Origin of the sequence: Thiomonas sp. UBA7699, from assembly GCF_002482605.1 — a bacterium.
Lineage (GTDB): Bacteria > Pseudomonadota > Gammaproteobacteria > Burkholderiales > Burkholderiaceae_C > Thiomonas > Thiomonas arsenitoxydans.
Map to the genome: position 1 here is coordinate 168,947 of NZ_DLGH01000021.1, position 16,989 is coordinate 185,935.

Consider the following 16,989-nt stretch of genomic DNA (forward strand, 5'->3'; position numbering starts at 1 on the left):
AAACGCCGCGGACTTCGCAGTCGCGCGGCGCCTTGGTCAGGCTGAAAGGGCCGGAGCCGGCATCAATCTTTGTTGTGCAGGCCCTTGGTCCAGGCTTCCATGGCTTCGTTGGCAGGAGCCATCGGCGCTTCGAGGAAGGTGACTACAAACTTGTCGCCCATATCGGCAATGCCGATGGAACGGGGACGCACCGCCAGCACCATGGGGTTGGGCAGCGCGATGCCGAAGCAGAAAATCACTTCGGCTGCGGCTTTGATCTCCGGCGCAATGGTGCCGCCGATGTTGGTGGTGTGTTCGAAATGGTCGAACACGGCGATGAATTTCACCTTGGGGTTGGCCGCGATCTTTTCCTTGAAATACGCCACCACTTCATCGACCGTGGTGTAACGCGTTTCGGATTTGGAAACTTCGGCAACGTAAACGGGATATTTTTCCTGCAGCAGGGTTTGTTTCATGGGAACTCCGGGATGGCGCGCAGACAGGTCAGCGCTGAGGTGAATGAACAACCGAGTAATTTACTCGGATAGAAACGTTCGCATATCAGCATGGATCAAATTTCGCGGCGGGCGCGCATGAGAAAACGTAGGGCCGTCCCAAGTTTTCTCCGCCTCGCGGCTTGCAAGCCGCTCGGATTCGGCTCCGTCCAAGCTGCCGCAGGGCAGCTTGGAGCCGCGGGCCTCATCCCCCTCGGGGGGCCTGGCGCGAAAGCGACAGGTCTGGGGGCTCTCAAACCGATTGCAAAGACTCCAGCTGTTCGCCCAGTTCGAGCCAGCGCTCTTCCAACGCGCCGATGCGCTCGGCCAGGGCGTGATGCCGCCGCCCCTGCTCTACCCGTTCGGCGGCTGGCGTATCCGGGCGCGCCAGCGCGGCCTCGATAGCGGTGCGTTCGGCTTCGAGCTGACGCAGCTCTTGTTCGACCCGAGTGAACTCGGCCTTGACCGGCTTGAGCTGTTGCGCGCGCTGCTGCCGCTGCTCGGCCTGCTGGCGGCGCGCTTCTTTGCGGTCGGCGGCGGGCAAGGGTTCTTCTGCGGCGGCGCCGGGCGGCTTCGGCTTGTCCTGCGCCGCGCTTTGCCGCTGCGCGGTGCGCGAGAGCGCCCATTGCTGATAGTCGTCGAGACTGCCGTCGAAATCTCGAACCTGACCGTCGGCCACCAGCCAGAATGCGTCGCAGGTGGCGCGCAGCAAGGCCCGGTCGTGCGACACCAGCAGCACTGTGCCCGCGAAGTCCTGCAAGGCCATGGCGAGTGCTTCGCGAGTGGGGAGATCGAGGTGGTTGGTCGGCTCGTCGAGCAGCAGCAGATTGGGTTTGCGCCAGATCACCAGGGCCAGCGCCAGCCGCGCTTTTTCACCGCCGGAAAAGCTGCCGCAGGCGCGGGTCATCATGTCGCCGTCGAACTGATAGCGTCCGAGCCAGTTGCGCCATTCCTGCTCCGTGGTGTTGGGGGCGATGTCGCGCGCCAGTCGCTGCATGTGCTGCAGCGGCGACTCATCCAGCCGCAGCACATCAACTTCCTGCTGCGCGAAGTAGCCGATCACCAACCCCTTGCCTTCTCGGCGGTGCCCGGCCCGCAGGGGCAACACCCCGGCCAGCGTTTTCACCAGCGTGGACTTGCCCTGCCCGTTCGCCCCCAGAATGCCGATGCGCAGCCCACCGGTGATTTCGCGCGCCACCAAGCGCAACACCGGCGGATCGCCGTAGCCGCAGTCGGCCTCGCTCAAGGTGAGCAACTGCTGCGGCAGGCTCAGCGGCTCCAGCAGTTCAATGCGCAGCGCCCCGCTCAGATAGACCGGCGCCAGCCGCTCCATGCGCTCGAGCGCTTTCATGCGGCTCTGCGCCTGCCGCGCCTTGGTCGCTTTGGCGCGGAAGCGTTCGACAAAGCGCGTCAGCCGCGCGATGTCTTGCTGCTGGCGGGTAAACGCCGCCTGCTGCTGCATGAGTTTTTCGGCGCGCTGCTCTTCGAACAGGGTGTAATTGCCGCCGTAGCGGGTGAGCTTGCCGCCGTCGAGATGCACGGTGACGCGGCACACCGCGTCGAGAAATTCGCGGTCGTGCGAAATGACCAGCAGCAGACCGGGATAGCGCGCCAGCCATTGCTCCAGCCAGACCAGGGCGTCCAGGTCGAGGTGATTGGTCGGCTCGTCGAGCAGCAGACAGTCGCTGGGCGCGAAAAGCGCCTGCGCCAAGGCCAGCCGCATACGCCAACCGCCGGAGAACTGCATTACCGGCTTGCGCAACTCGGCCATGCTGAACCCCAGGCCGAGCAGCAAGGCTTCGGCGCGGGCGCGGGCGGTGTAGCCGTCGGCAAGTTCAAACGCATGCTGCGCTTCGGCCAGGGCATGACCCGAGGCTTCGTCATGTTCGGGCGCGGCCATGGTGGCCTGCAGCGCCTGCTGCGCGGCTTGCAGAGCCACATCGCCTTGCAGCACGAAATCGGTCGCGGTGCCGTCGGAGTCGGGAACGTCTTGCGCCACCGTAGCCAGGCGCCAGTTCGCCGGCTTTTCCAACTTGCCCGCATCTTCATGCAGGCCGCCGAGCAGCAAGGCGAACAAAGACGTTTTCCCCGCGCCGTTCACCCCCACCAGGCCGACCTTGTCGCCGGGGTGCAGGGTCAGGCTGGCGTGATCGAGCACCACCTGAATGCCGCGGCGCAAGACGATGTCGGTGAGCCGGATCATGTCCCTGCTCCGGGCGCGAAGGCGAGTCGTAAATCGTCCGCCAGCAGCACGCAGACGCCTTCGGCATGCAGTTCGGTCTCCAGCCAGATCGCGGGTAGCGTGGGAAACGCGGCCTCGAAAGCCGCGCGCTCGTTGCCGACTTCCAGCACCACGATGCCCCGCGCTGAAAGGTGCGCGGGCGCGTCGTGCAGAAAACGCCGCACCAGATCCATGCCGTCCGCACCGCCCGCCAGCGCCATCTCCGGCTCATGGCGATATTCTTCGGGCAGGACCCGCATGCTGGCGGCCGGCACATACGGCGGGTTGCACAGCACCAAGTCGTAGGACTGCGACGGCGCCGCAGCGAGCGAGGCCCAGAGGTCGGAGGCGATGAGCCGCAGCCGGTGCTGCAGGGCGTAGGCGTCGCGGTTGATCTCGGCCACAGCCAGCGCGTCGGCAGAAAGATCGACGGCGTCCACCTGCGCATCGTCCCAGACGAGCGCGGCCAGAATGGCCAGGCAACCAGAGCCGGTGCACATATCGAGCACGCGATGAGGCGGTTCAGTCAGCCAGGGGTCGAGCGCGCCTTCATCGAGCAGTTCGGCAATGAAAGATCGCGGCACGATGACGCGCGGATCGACCACGAAGCGCAAGCCCACCAGCCACGCCTCGCCCAGCAGATAGGCCAGGGGCTGTCGGGTGGCGATGCGTTGCGCCGTCACCGTCTCGATCTGAAGCGCCTGCTGCGCGGTCAGGGATTGATGGGCGTAAGCCGCAAAATTACCGGCCTCGCTCGCAGGCAGGTGTGCTGCGTGCAGCACCAGCCAGGCGGCCTCGTCTTCTGCGCTGGCGCAGCCATGTCCGTAGTCGAGATCAGCGGCTTGCAGCGCCTGAGCCGCAAGCGCCCAGGCGGCGCCCAGGGTGCGAGCGGCTGAAATCGCCCCCGTTCGTTGCTCTGGCGGCGTCATGCCACCAAGGCCTCGAGGGTGCGGCGATAGATATTTTTGAGCGGGTCGATGGCGTCTACTTCGACCCATTCGTCGATCTTGTGAATGCTGGCATTCACCGGCCCGAACTCGACGACTTGCGGGCAGATCTTGGCGATGAACCGGCCGTCGGAGGTGCCCCCGGTGGTGGACAGCTCGGCCGCGATGCCGGTCTCGGCATGAATGGCCGATTGCAGCGCGGCGGAGAGCGCGCCGGGCGCCGTCAGGAAGGGTTCGCCGCCCAGCGTCCAGTCGAGCGTGTAGTTCAGCGCGTGGCGGTCGAGGGTGGCGTGGACGCGCTGCTTGAGCTGATCAGGCGCGGACTCGGTGGAAAAGCGAAAGTTGAAATCCACCACCAGTTCGCCCGGAATGACATTGGTCGCCCCGGTACCCGCATGAATATTGGACATCTGCCAGGAAGTCGGCGGGAAGTAGGCGTTGCCTGCATCCCAGGTGAGGGCCGCCAATTCAGCCAGGGCGGGCGCGGCGAGATGAATGGGGTTTTTCGCCAGATGCGGATAGGCGATATGCCCCTGCACGCCACGCACCGTGAGCCGACCGGAGAGCGAACCGCGCCGCCCGTTCTTGATCACGTCGCCCAGCTTCGCTGTGGAGGTAGGCTCGCCCACGATGCACCAGTCCAGACGCTGGCCGCGCGCCGCCAGCAGCTCGCACACCTTGACCGTGCCATCGCGCGCCGGGCCTTCCTCGTCACTGGTGAGCAAAAAGGCGATCGCATGGCTCGGTTGGGGATGCGCCGCCAGAAACTCCTCCACCGCCACCACCATGGCGGCCAGCGAGGTTTTCATGTCGGCGGCTCCGCGGCCATACAGCTTGCCATCGCGCACCGTCGGGGTGAACGGCGGGCTTTGCCACTGATCCAGCGGCCCGGTGGGCACGACGTCGGTATGGCCGGCAAACACGAGCACGGCGGCATCCGCCTTCGAACCCGGGCGCAGGGCCCAGAGATTGGTCACGCGGAAATCGGGCGGGCCGCTTTCCACCGTTTCGCAAACAAAGCCCAGCGCTTGCAAACGGTCGCGCAGCACCTGCTGACAACCTTCGTCTTGCGGAGTGATGGAGTGGCGGGAAATCAGGTCATGGACCAGGGATTGAGTAGGAGACATGCGGCAAATGGGGAGCGCCCGGCCTCGCCTTCAGCGCGGCGAGTCCAGGTCGAGGGTGATTTCAGTGAATGAGGGCGTATCGTCCTCGATCGCCTCGGCGGGCGCCGCCTGCTTGCGCAGCGTCGAGTCGTTTTCCAGACGCCAGAGCAGATTGGTCGGCGAATCGGCGTAGGCTAGGGCTTCTTCGCGGCTGACCACGCCGTCGATCACCATGGCGGCCAGCGCCTGCTCGAAAGTCTGCGAGCCTTCGGCCATGGACTTTTCCATCGCTTCCTTGACACCGGAAAAGTCGCCCTTCTCGATCAACTCGCGAACGAGCTGGGTGTTGAGCATGATTTCCACAGCGGGCGTCAGCCCTCCGGCGGTCGCCCGCAGGAGCCGTTGCGACACAATGCCCCGCAGGCCCGAGGCCATGTCGTTGAACAACGCGGCGCGCTGGTCCATGGGATAGAAGCCCACAATTCGGTTGAGCGCCTGATAGCTGTTGTTGGCGTGCAGTGTGGCCAGGCAGAGATGGCCCGAGAGCGAGTACTGCAGGGCGGCACTCATCGTGGCCTGATCGCGGATTTCGCCAATCATGATGCAGTCGGGCGCCTGCCGCAGCGCGTTTTTCAGGCCCACCGCCAAAGACTCGGTGTCGATGCCCACTTCGCGCTGGTTGACGATCGACTTGCGATTGGAGAACAGATATTCGATGGGCTCTTCAAGGGTGAGAATGTGCCCGGTTTTGTTGGCATTGCGATAGTCGATCATCGCTGCCAGCGTGGTGCTCTTGCCCGCGCCGGTCGAGCCCACCATGAGCAGCAGGCCGTGCTTTTCCATCACCAGATCGGCCAGCACGCCGGGCAGATTCAGCGATTCCAGCGCGGGAATTTCTCCGGGGATGTAGCGCACCACCATCGCCACGCTGCCGCGCTGGCGGAACGCGCTGATGCGAAAGCTCCCCAGCCCCGGCCGCGGCAACCCCAAGTTGAGTTCGCCGGTGCGGGTGACCTCCGCGGCCCGCTCATGCCCCACGGCTTCAGCCAGCAGCCGGAAGGGCTCCTCTGGAGTGAGAACCTGCCGGTTCACTGCCACCGCATGACCATTGATGCGGATGAGGATGGGAGCATGCGGACTGATGTAGATGTCGGAGGCTTTCTTCTCCGCCATCAGCTTGAACAAGCGCTCCATTGCCGACATACACCCCCCCTAGTTGTTTGAAACTGCAGATTCGCGCAGGCTGCGCTCAGGTCCGCAGCAGTTCGTTGATGCTGGTCTTGGAGCGCGTCTGCGCATCCACCCGTTTGACGATCACGGCGCAGTACAAGCTGTATTTGCCATCGCTGCTAGGCAGGTTGCCGCTGACCACCACTGAACCCTCGGGAATGCGGCCATAGCTCACTTCGCCAGTGGCGCGGTCGTAAATCTTGGTCGATTTACCGATGTAAACGCCCATCGAAATGACACAGTTGTCTTCGACGATCACACCCTCCACCACCTCCGAGCGCGCGCCGATGAAGCAGTTGTCGCCGATGATGGTCGGGTTGGCCTGAATGGGTTCGAGCACGCCGCCGATGCCCACGCCGCCGGACAGATGCACGTTCTTACCGATCTGCGCACACGAGCCCACGGTGGCCCAGGTATCGACCATCGTGCCCTCGTCCACATAAGCGCCGATGTTCACATACGACGGCATGAGCACCACATTGGGCGCGATGTAAGAGCCATGCCGGGCCACGGCCGGCGGCACCACGCGCACCCCGGTGGCGCGCATCTGCGCTTCGTCGAGGTTGTGAAACTTGGTCTGCACCTTGTCGAAAAAGTGCAGATCGCCAGCCTGCATGGCCACGTTGTCGTGCAGACGGAAGCTCAGCAGCACAGCCTTTTTCAGCCACTGATGCGTCACCCACTCGCCACCCACGCGCTCGGCCACCCGCAGTTTGCCCACGTTGAGTTGGTCGATCACATGGCTGACCGCCTCGCGCAGTTCCGCCGGGGCATTGGCCGGGCTGTATTCGGTGCGGTTTTCCCAGGCCTGGTCGATAAGGGTCTGCAGTTGTTGCGTCATGGTGAAGGTCTTTGTGAGTGGATCGGTTCAGAACAATAGGCGGCAGTACGGCGGGCGGCTTCGACACATTCTTCCAGCGGGGCCACTAGGGCCATACGAATACGACCGCGCCCCGGATTGACGCCGCCCTGCTCCCGCGCCAGATAGCTGCCCGGCAAAACGGTGACATTGTATTTTTCGAGCAGCCCGCGGGAAAACTGCGCGTCATCGCCCGGCGTAGCCGCCCAGAGGTAGAACCCGGCATCGGGCAATTGCACGTCGAGTACCGGCTGCAAAATCGGCAGCACGGCGGCGAATTTTTCGCGGTACAGCGCGCGGTTGTGCTCGACATGCGTTTCATCGTTCCAGGCCGCGGCACTTGCGGCCTGCACGGCTGGCCCCATCGCGCTGCCGTGGTAGGTGCGATAGCGGGTGAAGGCCGCAATCAGCTTGGCATCGCCCGCGACAAAGCCGGAGCGCAGACCGGGCACGTTCGAGCGCTTGGAAAGCGAGGTGAAAAACAGCAGGTTGCGAAAGTCCGTCCGCCCGAGTTGCCATGCGGCTTCCAGTCCGCCCAGCGGAGGCTGCGCGCCGAACCAGATTTCCGAATAGCACTCGTCGCTGGCAATGACAAAACCGTGCCGGTCGGACAGATCGAACAGCAACTTCCACTCCTCCAGGGGCATGACCGCGCCTGTGGGATTGCCCGGCGAGCAAACGTAGAGCAGCTGGGTGCGCTGCCACACCGCCTCGGGCACTGCCGCCCAATCGACCGCGAAATTGCGCTGCGCATCCACCGCAGCGAAATACGGCTGCGCGCCAGCGAGCAACGCAGCGCCTTCATAAATTTGATAGAACGGATTGGGACAAACCACCGTGGCCCCGGCCCGGCTCGCGTCCACCACGGTCTGCGCGATGGCGAACAGCGCCTCCCGCGATCCGTTGATCGGCAGCACCTGCGTCTGCCCGTTCAGCGGCACACCGTAGCGCCGACTCGCCCATTGCGCGCACGCCTCCCGCAGTTCCACCGTGCCGATTGTGCTCGGATAGACCGCCAGGCCATCGAGATGGGCGGCCAGGGCGTCGCGAATAAAGGTCGGGGTGGGATGCTTGGGTTCGCCTATGCCCAGGCTGATCGCAGGCCACTGCGCGGGCGCCGTCACCCCCTGGTGGAGCGCGCGCAGTTTTTCAAACGGATAAGGCTGAAGCAGGTCGAGGCGAGGGTTCACGGCAAGCGCTGGGGCGGGATGGCGAAAGGCACTGCCATTCTACGGAGCCCTGCGCAGGCGCAAACCGGGCGGTGTCACAGAAATTTTCAGTCTGGCGAGCGGATCCGCTGTCATCACGGCACCTGGAACGGCGTTACAGAGGCTAAGACCCCGTTTTCGACCGAAACCCACCCGCCAGAACTGGCCCACTATGCTATGGATCATGCTTACGCCCTCTCCCCAGCGCTCGTGATCGACACCTCGCAACACGATTCGGTCGCGCTCAACCGCTTTTGCGCCGAGGTGCGCGTGCGCGCCACGCGCATGGCGCTGATCGAATTGCGCGACGCCGCCCTGGCTGCCGACGTGGTGCAGGACAGCCTGCTCAAACTGGTGAGCAACTACAAGCTGCGGCCGGCGGAGGAGTGGGCGCCGCTGTTCTACAGCATTCTGCGCAACCGCATCACCGACATGCACCGTCGGCGCAAGGTGGAGAAGATTTTCGATTTTTTCTTCTCCAGCGACGAAGAAGAGGATCAACCGCCCAGCTGGGAGCAGATTGCCGACACCGCCCTCGGCCCGGAGCAGGAAGTCGCCAACGGCCAGCTTGCCGGACGCATTGCCGATGCCATTTCCGCCCTGAGCCCGCGGCAGCGCGAAGCGTTTCTGCTGCGCGAAATGGAAGGTTTGTCCATCGTGGACACGGCGGCGGCGATGAAAGTCAGTGAAGGCAGCGTCAAAACGCACCACATGCGCGCGCTCACCCGCTTGAGGGAATTGCTTGAATCCGACCATCCCGCTAAAGTTTGAACTGCCTGAATCAGGTGACATCATGACGACCCGCAACCATCTCACTTCCGCTCAGATCGACCACTATCGCAGTGGTCTGGCGTCGGCTGAACAGGCGGCGCATATCGAAGCTCATCTGAAAAATTGCCCGCAGTGCCAGCAAGAGTTGCAGTTCGGCCAACAGCTGAGCCACCTTCTGGCGCCCCTGCCCCAGCTTGCTGCACGTCTGCCGCGCCGATCTTCTCGCACCGTGCGCTGGCCCCGGGTGTTTGCCGCAGGCATGGCCACCGCTTCGCTGGCCTTGGCGGTGTTCGTCAGCGTGCCGCACCTCGCAGGCAGCAACGGGGCTTATCCGGGTGGATTTGACTCCCAGTCACTCAGCCCGCAGGTGGCTGACGCGGTTCAGAACATCGAGTTTTATCAGTGGCTTTCCAACCACCCGCAAATGCTGCAACAAGGGCTGCAAAATGGCAATCCGGCTTGAGTGCCATTCGACCCAATCGCGCGCCCAATTTCGCGCCCAACTGCGCAAGGCAAGACTCACCGCGGCGGCCATCGCCATCTCTGCGTTTGGAGTGATGATGATGGCGCCGACGGCCTCTGCAAATCAGCGCGATGGCCAAGGCGCATATCAGCAGTGGGAGCGCATGCCGCCACAGCAGCGCGAGCGCATTCTGCAGGAGCAAGAGCGCTTCAAGCGCCTTCCGCCCAGCGAGCAGGAGCGGCTGCGGCGCGAGTACCAGCAACGGCGCCAATAAAGCGAGCTTGAATAACCCGCCGTCCTTGAACCACCCGCAGCTATTCGCTGCGTCGAGTCAGACTCAGTGCTGGGCGTGCGGGAAAAACAGAAAGACTTCCTGCCCGTCGCGCAGCACATGCGTGCGAACCCCGTGGGGCAAGGTCAGTTTGGTGCGCACATGACCGAACGGCAACCCGGTCAGCACGGGCACGCCATGCGGTTTGAGCTGCGCACGCAGCCAGTCCACCGCGGCGTTCAAGTCGTAGCCGGCATCGTGGGCACTGAGTTTGTAGGCTGTGAACTGCCCGAGCAACACCGCCTTCTGGCGCTGGGCCACACCGGCATGCAGCAGTTGGCTGAACATGCGCTCGACGCTGTAGGGATGTTCGTTCACATCCTCCAGAAACAACACCCCATTGGCGCGAGGGAGGTACGGCGTGCCGATCAGGCTGGTCACCATGGCCAGATTGCCGCCCCAAAGCACGCCCTCGACGTCAAGACCGCGCGGCGCATCGTCGCAGGCAAAACCCACCGCTTCCAGGGTGCCGTCGGCCGCATCCAAAAAACTGTCTACCGTGATGTCATCGGGCTTCTTGTCGCCAAAGTCGTAAGAGGCCATCGGCCCACTGAACGTGACAGCGCCCGCTTTTGCGAGCAAGGCCAGTTGCAAAGCGGTGAAGTCGCTGTGCCCGACCCACATCTGCTTGCGCCCTTTGATAGCTTCCGCCAGCAGCTCATAGTCGATGGCCTGCAGCAGACGGCTCAGACCATAACCCCCGCGGGTCATCATCACCACATCGGCCTTGCTGCGCGCCGCATCGTGGAGCGCGCGCAGACGCTGCGCATCGGTCCCGGCAAAGCGCTGTACGCGCGCCACGACTTGCGCACCGGCCTGTACGCGAAAGCCCAACGCTTGCAGATGGGCCTTGGCCACCTCCAGACGCGGCGGCTCCTGCACGGCGCCCGCGGGTGAGACGAGGCGCAGCAAACCGCGACGGGGTTTCAGGTCGGGGACGGATTCGATATCTGGCATGAACAAGGCCGCAAAGGGTTGAGGGTGAGAAAAGTCGAGAAATCAGCAAAGCGGCGGCTCGATATCCAGCTCGGTCACCTCGATGCCCGAGAGGCAGGCGTCGTGTACAACGTCATTCACACCCCCCTCCGGCCGCTTTTGCTCCTTTCGACGGGCCCGGAAGAAATCCTGAAGCAGTGTGCTGCAAGCCTCTTGCTCGATCTCGGGCGTGATGTCGCAATGGTGGTTCAGACGGGGCTCGGCAAACAGATCCACCACACTGCCGGCCGCTCCCGTCTTGGGGTCTCGCGCGCCGAACACCACGCGGGCAAAGCGTGCATGCAATAAAGCCATGGCGCACATCGCACAGGGCTCCAGCGTGACGTATAGCGTGCACTCCGGCAAACGGTAGTTGCCCAGCAGATGGGCCGCCTGCCGAATCGCCACGATTTCTGCGTGAGCCGTGGGGTCGTGGTCGCCGATCGGCCGGTTGTAGCCTGTGGCAATGACCTTGCCGTCCTTCACGATCACGGCGCCCACCGGCACTTCGCCCAGCAGCCAGGCGTTCTGCGCCTGGTCGAGCGCCAGACGCATGAACGCGCGGTCAGCCTCAAGATCGGGTGTAAACGTCGGCGTCATAGGCTTCACTCGGGCACGCTGGCAGGCCGCGCTTTCAGCGCCTTGTCGAGTGATTGCTTGAATTGCTTGAGCGCGGCCGACGCCGGCTGCCCTTCGTCACCGCGCGCACCCGCGGCCGACGGCGACGTCGCTACCCCGACCTGTCCGGTGAGTTGGGTGCGCACCAGCCAGACGATGATCAGCAGCGTCAGCAGCAAACCGATGAGTCCGAACAGCAGGCGCATCTGGCTTCACTCCCACTCGATCATCAACGAGACTCGCAAGCCCGCATGGTTAAAGGGTTTGGCTGTGATCGACATGGGGCACTACCGTCGCTTTTACCGTCAAAGGCGCACATCTTCTGCTGGCACGGGAGACGGAACGATTTGCGGGGAAGCGACGTTTTCGATTTCATTGTCAATCACTGGATATCCTAGCGCGCGTGAAGTTGCCTGGTTACGACCGAGCTTTCTCTCGCTCACGGTGCCATCCCAGCGAATTTGAAAACGACTACGGCTGAAGAACAAGCTTGATCCACCGAACATCCATGCGCTTCAGAGAGTCCAGGGATTTACGGCTCTGGTACACCGTCTTGAGCCCAACGGACGCAGCCTGAGCGATGAACTCGTCCACATTGATCGGGTACATGGGCCTGTTGAGCGGCGCGTCACCGATTCTTAGGGTAAGCGCAATACTTCCGTGCGGGCCGAGCAGTCTCTTGAGCGTCTGCAGCGAAGGCAGGCGATCCTTCGGCTCGATGTGCATCCAGACGGCACTCAGCAAGACGAAGTCGTAGGTCTCTCCAAGGGCCTTCACCTTATCAAGGTTCGGCAAAGCGTCGTCAATCCACCTGATGTTGACTTCGCGATGCTTGGCCATGGCAAGGCCTCGAAGGCCACGACTCGGCTCGACCGCGGTAACTTGATAGCCTCGTGCTGCAAGTGCAGACGCGTCCCTACCCGACCCAGCACCAACGTCCAGGCACCTCGCCCCTGGTGCAGGAAGAAATCGCAAGAACGACCGGTGGGTAGATGAGAACCGAAGGCTCTCATAGGCCTGAAAGAAGCTCTCGCTGGCTTCATCGTACGCCGACGAGGCTACTTGGTGCATTGCCTGCTAGAAACGGTTGGTTGCCGTTTGACCGGGGGCTTGGCAAGACTGACCGGAGGCTGCCCGAGGTTTGTGACCACCTCGATTTGCGAAACACAGCACTTTGCTTGCTCGGGAGGCGCCTGCTTCTTTGACAAGTACGACGGATTGCACGCACCAAGCGAGCTGACGACGGCAGAACCTAAAAGCGCCGTAATCCAGCAGCCAATGACAACGTACTTGCCGCGCGGCGCATTTCGGTTGTTGGGAGAAAACAGCTGCTGCCTATCGATGTGCATTTGAATCAGTTGGCGAAGGCGCAAGATGATCACAATGGTCAACACGCTGAAGACAGCGGCAAAGGACAAGACCACGGTGCGAGCCTGGAGCTCATGGACTGTGGTGGCTCCATACCAAAGCCCCCCCGTGATTGCGATCGCCATGCTCGGAACTTGCCACATGAGCTGATTCAGAGACCTGAGGTGCTGTCCGGCCTCAATGTACTGGAGCTCAAGCGTCTTGAACTTCCACTTGCGCTCTTCCAGATCACCGGCGAGGCGGTGCTTCAGGATCTCTATCGATTTTGGAGATGTGGTTTTCATGGGGACAAATAGCTCTGGGCGTCCGTTCAGTCTGCGAGTTTGAACGCACTGGCCATCCGTTGCTGTTCTCGATCATGAATTCTCAAGCTCTGGGCGATGGTTGGCCATTGCCTCACAACTTCCTTACACCTCAAGATGATCTCGTCCGCGTGCCTCACTGGGACGCGAAAGAGGCTGGCGACCGATCTGGCCAGCTCAAGATCGAGCGCGTTGTCAGTTTGCCCCACATTGAGCTTCAACCCGTGCGAGTCCGGGACGGGATTCATGTCGTAGGCTTCGGACAGGCGCCAGCCCTTGCCGGGAACCAGGATGAAGCCGTGGTTGCGCAGGTGATCATCGGTGTTGGAAACCAGCATGTTGAACACGATCCTGGTCCACAACTCACGCAAGTCATCGGCCGCCTGGCAACCATGCTCGATCAGCACCCGCGCGATCTCCAAATAACTCACACCTGTCGACGCGTCCTCACCATCGACGTGTCCTGTCAGCGTCATCGCAGAGGCGAAGTGCAGTCTCCCCTCCGACGTGCGATCAAAACGCTTCACGAGAAAGGTGTGATGCTCACTTGCAAACCTGCGCCCTAGGCTGGTGGCCACTCGCAGGCCGCAGCCTTTCGCCAGGGTCTGAACAACCAACTCCCACGCCCCGACGTCGTGTTCGTCCCGAACGCTGGGGAATTTCGCGATCCAGAGCTGGCCTTGCGGATCGACCACACTTGCCTTTGGACGCGCGCCACCAAGGGAACCACCAGGTGCGATCAACATGCGCAGCCAATCGTCCGCCGCAACCGATGTATTGTCCTCATCACGCTCCAGCGCCAAGCTGGCCGCCTCCAGTTCGCGCAGTTTGACGAATGGCGGTGCGGCTGTGCCGTGCTGGTTGTCAAGAAATTCGCCCTGATCGTCCAGCTTGAAGCGCAGCGCACCCGAGCGATAGGTGTCATGCACGCCAAGCAGATAGTGCGATTCGTACAAGCGGACAGACTTGTCTACCGTGCCGGCGCGCTGCGCTCTCTCAAGACGCCGCCGCATCAGCACCCGCCCCCAACGATCGGGGCTCGAATCGGCGAAAACACCAAAAATCTCTTGCCCTTGCGGTGGGTGTTGACGCCCTTCGAAATGCCCCAACCGCGGATCCAGGCGTATGCCCCGAAAACCGCTGTTGACCAATGCGGACGATTCAAAGGCGAACTCGAACACCTCACGTCCCGCTCCACGTCGGGCATACAGCCATCCAAGCCGCGTCGGCTCTGCGAGCCCCACCCAATCCGCGTAGACGGCAATGTTCGTGCTCATGGTTCAGCGGTCCTCTTCTTCGAAGGAGTGGGTGCCTTGGCAATGAGGCTGGACAGCGCATCGGCACTGACGAAGTCGCCGCTCTTGATCCAGCTCTCCTCTTCTGCACTGACAGCTGGCATGAACCGTGAAGACAGATCGGGTCCTGTCTGAACCAAAGGAATCGGCTCACGCTGCTGGGATGCCTCCCTCTCGCTCGGTGACGAGCGCGTCGATCGCTCCGTCGGCGATCCAGCAATCCGCCGTGTCGAACTTGCTGTTGGACGTAGCCTCGAGTCCTGCAGCTCCCGCCCAACGGGATCGGCCCTAGCCAAGAGATCGAGATCCCTTTCAATCCCAAGCACCTGCATAACCGCGAGGTAGGCACCCATGGTCACGCCAGAGCCTCCGCGCTCAAGGCTACGCAACGTCATCGGCGACATCCCTGCACGCTCAGCCACTTGCTTTGCAGGAAGATGCCTTCTCAGCCGCGCAAGGCGCAGGCGCCCCCCGAACTGCTGAAGCAGTTCGTCAACAGACGGAAGGAGTGGCGCAGTCTTCTTAGCCATAGTGGCTATATTTTGCCACAAAGTCTCCGAGAACGCCAAAATATTTACACTTAATCATCAGCGTGTCTGAAGTAGCCTGAAGCGCAAATGGAACGCCTCTTGATGGATCAAAGAGAAAGAATATTGGCGTTTTTGCAACTTTAGGGCGTTCAGTCAACACGAGGCGACCTTCACCCCCACAGGAACTTTCATTATTTTGGAATTGACTTTTTCGATTCCGTTATTGCAGAATGGCAGCCAAGGAACAACCATGGCACGCCTCAGCATCAACAGTGAACCTGTTCAGACACTCATCACCGGAAAAGTGATCCCACTGCTCCTGGCGAGTGGAAACGTTGCATCGCTGACAAAGGCGTTGAACGACGCAGCTCAGTCCGCAGGTCTTGACGGGCGCCTCCACGCCAACCGCATACATGCCCTGCTTTCCATGGACGCGTCCAGGGCCCTCAACGAGGCCTCCATCGCCTTGATAGACCAAGCCTGCGATGCGATGTTGGCTGCAGATGGCACCGCAACCAACCGTGCCGCAGCTGCGATGCACGAACTCTCTGCGGAAGCCTCAAAGCTGGCAGCGTTCTCGACATTGACAGCACCCGAAATTGCAGAACGCCTGAGCATCCCGCCGGCGCTCGCGCAGCAGCTGGTTCGCGCCAAGGGCACCGGGGAAGCCTCGGTGACCTCCAGCCAAAGCCTTGCGCCATTGCACGAAACCGAGGGCGCAGCACCTGACTGGAGCTACCAAGACATTGCGGTCAGTCGCTGCTTGGATGCACTCAACAGGAGGCCAGGCGGGCGCATCGGCCTGATCTTGCCCACCGGCGCTGGCAAAACACGAACGGCACTGCGCATCGTGCTTGCGATGCTGGATCGTGCTGCGGACCACAAAGCACCGGTCTACTGGGTAACTCACCGTCGCAACCTACGCGAGCAAGCACACCGCGAATTGCAGAAGCTGATTGCCTCTGCATCTGCTGACCAAGGCGAAACCCTTTCCGAGCTGGGCAACCGGATCAAGTTTGTGATGGTGGGCGATTTGAGCCCGCTACTCGACGGCGCCTCCAACCGCCCTGCCCTGATCGTCGTTGATGAGGCTCATCATGCTGCCGCCCCGTCCTATCAGCCGGTCTTTGCCAACCCATGGATGGCTCCGGTGTTGCTTCTCACAGCGACACCAAATCGGGGCGACCGCCTTCCCATCGGCATAGACGAAATTGCCTTCACGATCACGTACCGGGAGCTGGCTGAACGAGGCGCAATCCTCACGCCGAAGTTCGTTGATTTTCCTGTCGACAACTTTGACTGGTCGCCAGATGCGCTCGACGACCTGGTGGACTTCATCATTGACCGCACGGCCACCGACTTCACCAAGGTCTTGGTGCTGGCGCCACGCGTTGATCGAGTCGAAGAGTTCTATGCAGCCCTGGTCGCTAGACTCCCAAACGACCATCCGCTGACGGCAGAGGATCTCGGTTTTGTCCACGGCAGCGGCAACTCACTCGCTATCGACAACGAAGACTTTCTCGCGCGCTTTGCCAACAAGCCACGTGCTGTGCTGGTGTCGGCCCAGCTCCTGCTAGAGGGGTTTGACGACCCAGCCATCAACGCTGTCGTGCTGACCTATCCATCGAGCAGCGTGATCCGGCTCATGCAAGCTGCAGGACGGTGCGTGCGCTATTCGCCGGACAAACGAGCCGCCTTTGTGGTCCAGGCACGAAACGATGGACTGGCGTACCACTTCGATCAACGGTGGCTGTACCAAGAGATTGACGATTTCCTCAGGCCTCAGTTGATCGATGTCGACTATGGGAGCCATGCGGAACTGCTCGCAAAAGTCGAAGACATCCTCTGCAAACACCGAGTGGAAACCAAGCAGGCAGACCGCATCAGGTCGAGGCTCAATTCGGTTGTACCAGGCGAAACCTATCGCCTATTCCTCTATGGGCTCCCGCACTTTGGCGAGATTGATCGTTTTGAGCAGGACGCCAAGTGGGGCATCTTGGCAGAGACCCCAGAGACGTCACACACCCTTCGCGGCATCTTCAACGAGTTTTGCGCGCGCGGTGCGGACCTTTCTGACCCTTCGGACTTCCTGATCAGTGAAGGCTCAAAGTTCGGCTTGATCAAAGACCTTACGCTTGGCAGCCGCTGGCTGGAGATGTCTCACCTGCTGACCACCGCCTACTTTGCAAAGCGCGAGGTTCATGGCCCATCTGCCATCGATGCTGTAGGAAAGCGCCCATTCAAGACCAACGGTGCAACCAGCTGGCTCAAGTGCGCATTTCAGTGATCGTG

General features: G+C 62.1%; 18 protein-coding genes. 4 read left to right on the plus strand and 14 right to left on the minus strand.

The annotated features are described in order from the left end of the window. Positions 1 to 62: 62 nt before the first annotated feature. From B3H47_RS10020 to dapC, 7 genes are all read right to left on the minus strand, one after another. Positions 63 to 455, minus strand: coding sequence for a DUF6858 family protein (locus B3H47_RS10020; protein WP_013106127.1), 393 nt, complete (start codon positions 453 to 455; stop codon positions 63 to 65). 271 nt (positions 456 to 726) lie between these two features. Then, complete coding sequence (locus B3H47_RS10025; RefSeq protein ID WP_286986893.1) at positions 727 to 2,676, minus strand: ABC-F family ATP-binding cassette domain-containing protein; 1,950 nt, start codon at positions 2,674 to 2,676, stop codon at positions 727 to 729. After that, positions 2,673 to 3,623, minus strand: coding sequence for a 50S ribosomal protein L3 N(5)-glutamine methyltransferase (gene prmB / locus B3H47_RS10030; protein WP_286986894.1), 951 nt, complete (start codon positions 3,621 to 3,623; stop codon positions 2,673 to 2,675). The genes B3H47_RS10025 and prmB overlap by 4 nt, the downstream gene beginning before the upstream one ends. After that, positions 3,620 to 4,768, minus strand: coding sequence for a succinyl-diaminopimelate desuccinylase (gene dapE, locus B3H47_RS10035; RefSeq protein ID WP_286986895.1), 1,149 nt, complete (start codon positions 4,766 to 4,768; stop codon positions 3,620 to 3,622). The genes prmB and dapE overlap by 4 nt, the downstream gene beginning before the upstream one ends. 30 nt (positions 4,769 to 4,798) lie before the next feature. Next, positions 4,799 to 5,950 (minus strand): PilT/PilU family type 4a pilus ATPase, encoded by a 1,152-nt coding sequence (locus B3H47_RS10040; protein WP_013123362.1) that lies wholly within the window; start codon positions 5,948 to 5,950, stop codon positions 4,799 to 4,801. 46 nt (positions 5,951 to 5,996) lie between these two features. After that, the gene (dapD, locus tag B3H47_RS10045; protein ID WP_013106133.1) at positions 5,997 to 6,818 is read right to left on the minus strand and encodes a 2,3,4,5-tetrahydropyridine-2,6-dicarboxylate N-succinyltransferase; all 822 of its coding nucleotides are present in this window, start codon (positions 6,816 to 6,818) and stop codon (positions 5,997 to 5,999) included. Next, entirely contained in the window at positions 6,815 to 8,026 is a 1,212-nt protein-coding gene (gene dapC / locus B3H47_RS10050; protein WP_286986896.1) for a succinyldiaminopimelate transaminase, read from the minus strand. The genes dapD and dapC overlap by 4 nt, the downstream gene beginning before the upstream one ends. A gap of 195 nt (positions 8,027 to 8,221) precedes the next feature. On the opposite strand from dapC, the gene B3H47_RS10055 reads away from it, so the two are divergent. From B3H47_RS10055 to B3H47_RS10065, 3 genes are read left to right on the plus strand one after another with little or no spacing between them, the layout of a single operon-like run. Next, positions 8,222 to 8,815, plus strand: a complete 594-nt coding sequence (locus B3H47_RS10055; RefSeq protein WP_013106135.1) for an RNA polymerase sigma factor — start codon at positions 8,222 to 8,224, stop codon at positions 8,813 to 8,815. A gap of 22 nt (positions 8,816 to 8,837) precedes the next feature. Further along, positions 8,838 to 9,278, plus strand: coding sequence for an anti-sigma factor family protein (locus B3H47_RS10060; RefSeq protein WP_286986897.1), 441 nt, complete (start codon positions 8,838 to 8,840; stop codon positions 9,276 to 9,278). Continuing rightward, positions 9,262 to 9,552, plus strand: a complete 291-nt coding sequence (locus B3H47_RS10065; protein WP_156055055.1) for a DUF3106 domain-containing protein — start codon at positions 9,262 to 9,264, stop codon at positions 9,550 to 9,552. The genes B3H47_RS10060 and B3H47_RS10065 overlap by 17 nt, the downstream gene beginning before the upstream one ends. Before the next feature lie 63 nt (positions 9,553 to 9,615). On the opposite strand, the gene B3H47_RS10070 is transcribed toward B3H47_RS10065, so the two are convergent. The 7 genes from B3H47_RS10070 to B3H47_RS10100 form a co-directional block, all read right to left on the minus strand. Continuing rightward, positions 9,616 to 10,566, minus strand: coding sequence for an LD-carboxypeptidase (locus B3H47_RS10070; RefSeq protein ID WP_286986898.1), 951 nt, complete (start codon positions 10,564 to 10,566; stop codon positions 9,616 to 9,618). A gap of 42 nt (positions 10,567 to 10,608) precedes the next feature. Beyond that, entirely contained in the window at positions 10,609 to 11,184 is a 576-nt protein-coding gene (gene tadA / locus B3H47_RS10075) for a tRNA adenosine(34) deaminase TadA (RefSeq protein WP_286986899.1), read from the minus strand. 5 nt (positions 11,185 to 11,189) lie between these two features. Then, entirely contained in the window at positions 11,190 to 11,408 is a 219-nt protein-coding gene (locus B3H47_RS10080) for a hypothetical protein (protein WP_013123369.1), read from the minus strand. 265 nt (positions 11,409 to 11,673) lie between these two features. Further along, positions 11,674 to 12,273, minus strand: coding sequence for a class I SAM-dependent methyltransferase (locus B3H47_RS10085; RefSeq protein WP_286986900.1), 600 nt, complete (start codon positions 12,271 to 12,273; stop codon positions 11,674 to 11,676). Further along, complete coding sequence (locus B3H47_RS10090; protein WP_286986901.1) at positions 12,261 to 12,854, minus strand: hypothetical protein; 594 nt, start codon at positions 12,852 to 12,854, stop codon at positions 12,261 to 12,263. Before B3H47_RS10090 ends, B3H47_RS10085 begins: the two co-directional genes overlap by 13 nt. A gap of 26 nt (positions 12,855 to 12,880) precedes the next feature. Next, a complete protein-coding gene (locus B3H47_RS10095) occupies positions 12,881 to 14,149 on the minus strand; it encodes a type II toxin-antitoxin system HipA family toxin (RefSeq protein ID WP_286986902.1) in 1,269 nt (422 codons plus the stop codon). Next, positions 14,146 to 14,697: a helix-turn-helix domain-containing protein gene (locus B3H47_RS10100; RefSeq protein ID WP_286986903.1), complete on the minus strand. Its 552-nt coding sequence runs from the start codon at positions 14,695 to 14,697 to the stop codon at positions 14,146 to 14,148. Before B3H47_RS10100 ends, B3H47_RS10095 begins: the two co-directional genes overlap by 4 nt. Positions 14,698 to 14,893: 196 nt before the next feature. Here B3H47_RS10100 and B3H47_RS10105 point away from each other — a divergent pair, with 196 nt between their 5' ends. After that, on the plus strand, positions 14,894 to 16,984 hold the full coding sequence (locus B3H47_RS10105) for a DEAD/DEAH box helicase (protein ID WP_286986904.1): 2,091 nt from the start codon (positions 14,894 to 14,896) through the stop codon (positions 16,982 to 16,984). Positions 16,985 to 16,989 lie beyond the last annotated feature (5 nt).